Origin of the sequence: Persicitalea sp., from assembly GCF_041751555.1 — a bacterium.
In the GTDB taxonomy this organism is placed as follows: Bacteria; Bacteroidota; Bacteroidia; order Cytophagales; family Spirosomataceae; genus Persicitalea.
In genome coordinates, this window is record NZ_JBGSXF010000469.1 from 1 (window position 1) to 2,866 (window position 2,866).

At 54.6% G+C, this 2,866-nt stretch carries 2 protein-coding genes and 1 pseudogene; 2 read left to right on the forward strand and 1 reads right to left on the reverse strand.

Features of this window, described 5'->3' with window-relative positions; all coding sequences use genetic code 11:
* Positions 1-1,356 (reverse strand): two-component regulator propeller domain-containing protein (locus ACEW8P_RS16495; protein WP_373514174.1); only part of this gene is annotated, 1,356 nt, incomplete at its 3' end.
* A 78-nt stretch (positions 1,357-1,434) separates the two neighbouring features.
* Here ACEW8P_RS16495 and ACEW8P_RS16500 point away from each other — a divergent pair.
* Positions 1,435-2,472 carry a toxin-antitoxin system YwqK family antitoxin gene (locus tag ACEW8P_RS16500; RefSeq protein ID WP_373514175.1) on the forward strand — a complete coding sequence of 346 codons (1,038 nt, stop codon included), beginning with the start codon at positions 1,435-1,437 and terminating at the stop codon, positions 2,470-2,472.
* Positions 2,473-2,564: 92 nt separating this feature from the next.
* Positions 2,565-2,866, forward strand: a pseudogene (locus tag ACEW8P_RS16505) (hypothetical protein); the annotation flags it as partial.

Genomic DNA, 2,866 nt, shown 5'->3' on the forward strand with positions numbered 1-2,866 from the left:
GATGGCCGTGCTGAACGCGTCGCGCAGCAGACGTCGTTGGCCAAAAAGCGGAAACACCGCGTTGACCGCTCCGCCCGAAAGCAAATTATTTTCCGGCACGAAATAGCCAACACCCCGGTCAGCGGCGAACCAGACGAGGCCATCGCGATCCAGCGACAGGCTATTAACGCGGGACGAAGGCAGGCCGCCGCTGTTGGGAGAAGTGGACAGGTACCGCTGTTGCTGCGTCGTGGGGTTTTTGACCAAAATACCGCCTCCCAAATTGTTCGGCAACCGAATCCATTGCAATCCGTTGCGATCCACGACGACGGAATCGGTACGGTTGTTGATCGTAGTATCTCCGACGGGAGGTGCCACCGCCACGGGACTGTACGATTGATAAGTACCTTTGAAATTACTGACTAATCCATTCTGGTTGTCGGCTACCCACAGGTTATTGGCAGCGTCCAAGATGGCATCCTGCGGCGCGACCAGCAGCGGGTCGCGGAAGCCCGTGGCCTGATCCTGCGGGCTAAGGGTGACGACTCGGTTGTCGAGTGCAGCCACCAGGCGGTCGTTCACGACCCGGAGCTGAAAGCGTTGGCTGGTGGCGGGATAAACGATTTGCCAGGCATCTTTTTCTCGGCGGAAAATACCTTGCCCAGGCACGCCCGCGTAAAGCTTTTCTTGTAAAACCGCGATGGAAGTAAGGACGGTGGGCGCGGGTACTTTCTGCCAACTACCAAAAAACTGGCGGTTGACATTCGCGCTCAGTGAAGCACGCAGAATGCCCTGCGAACTGAGCGCGTACAGGCTATCGCGGGTAAAGGCGACGCCGAACACGGCGACTTCGGAGCCACCCGGCCCGATGTTGCGGAAGGTTTCGCGTACTTCACGCCGGGCTGGGTCTAGTACTACGATGCCGAAGGTGGTGCTGACGTAGGCTAGTTTATTACGGAACACAGTCTGGTAGCCGCGGCGGTCGACGGGTAGATTGGGGTCGTCGCGCAGAAGCGGCCATTCGCTGATTTTTAGTACATTGGCCTTTTCGTCTAGTTCGACCAGATCGATGTTTCCATTGCGGTAACTCAACAGAAGAAGGCGGCTGTCTGGCGCGTAAGCCATACTGCTGACGCCTGTGTCGTGCAGGCCATTGATTTTGGAATAGATAAAAGTGCTGTCGTCCGCCGGGCGATAGCTGAACAGGCCTTTGTAGGCTGCGCATAAGAAGCGATCCTGCACCTGCACGACCTGCCGGGCTGAACGGTAGTTGAAGTGCGTCTGCCAGCCGCCCAAGGGTACTTCCTGAGCTAAAAGATTTATTTTACAAAAAAAACAGAGGGTAAAAAGCAAAAGCGAACCAGAAAATTTTCCCATAAATCAATATCGAACGGCGGCCTTCGTTACCTACACTGGCGACGAACAACTAGAAACAACGCCGAAAAGAAGCAAAACATGATACAGAAAGCCGCCTTAGGGCTGGGTATTTTGTGGATCGCGCTCACAGCCACGGCCTGGGGCCAAACCGATACCAAAAACAAATCGGCCGGGCGGAGTACCGCAAAAGACCGGATGCAGAACGCCCAGTCGAAGGCGGATTCGCTGCGCGCCAAATTACAAAAATCCACCGGACTCGACGCGCAGATGTCGGACTCGGCACCGACGCTATCGTTGCCGGGCGGCAAGGGAAAGTCAGAGAGTTTATCCAAACTTTTGGGAGAAACTCTCCCCGACCTTGGACTGAAAGCAAAGGAATTCAAGAGCCACCGCTCCGAGCGCCGCCGCCGCGCCAAGAAGGGCCGTCTGGCCAAGGTGCAGTATGAGGGCATTCCGATGCAGAAAGTACTGGTAAAGTATGGCAGCGGCGACCGCGCCCGGATCGAGGAATTTCACGTGCTGAAAGCCCACGAACCCATCAGCCCCTACCCACCTTTCAACCGTTGGTACGATTTGAAAAAGAAGCAATTGAGCTCTTCCGTTATCAAGGACAAGGAAAAGGCACTGCCGCTGCACGGACCGTACAAACGCTACGTGGCGGGCGATTTAATTGAGGAGGGCTTTTATTATAAAGGGACCAAAGACGGCCGTTGGGTTACCTACGATGCCAATTACGATCTGGTCGATAAGTCGCATTGGTACCGGGGTTTTCCGGCGGAGTCGCGGATAACATACTATGATTCCGCTCACACCAAGATCAAAGAGGTACTTCCCGTGCAGTTTGAGGAAGTGGATGGCGATTATATGTCATTTTACGACGAAGGACAGTTAATGGAAAGGGGCAAGTACGACGGCGGCGAGAAGGTAGGCCGTTGGGTGGAACACTACCAGTACCGCCGCGCCCGCAAGAAAGAAATTCAGTATCGCAAGAGCCGCTGGGACGAGGATTTCGAGCCGTTCGTACTGCGCGAGTGGGACGACAAGGGAAAGCTCATCTACGACAGCAGCAAAGACCCTCGCGCCACCGCCGAAGTGGACGACGACGACCCAAAATGACCGTTCTCCGGGAATCTTTTCTAATTTTGGCGTCCATTTCCCCCGCTCGCTGACGTCCCTTCATGTCGTTTCTTCGTTCTTCTCTTCTTTTTTTGCAAAAAAAAACCTGGCTGGCGGCATTGCTGTGCGGGGTACCGATCGTTATTTACGTCGTTGTTTTTTCGCAGATTGCCCTCAATGTCAACTACGTAGCCTTCGACGATATTTTGATTCTGGGCATCATTCCCGGTTTCGAGGACGCTTCCTGGCTCGAACGCTGGCAGCGACTCACGGATCCCTTTCCCGAGCATCGGCTTATTTTCTCCCGCTCGTTGGTTCTGCTTTCCTATTATCTTTTTGGCAAAGTCAATCTCGTGAGTCTGATGGTGATCGGCAACTTATGCTGGGCGGGCTG

Bases quoted from the DNA above. Each gene is read 5' to 3' on its own strand.
- ACEW8P_RS16500 (WP_373514175.1), top strand. From the start codon at position 1,435: ATGATACAGAAAGCCGCCTTAGGGCTGGGTATTTTGTGGATCGCGCTC.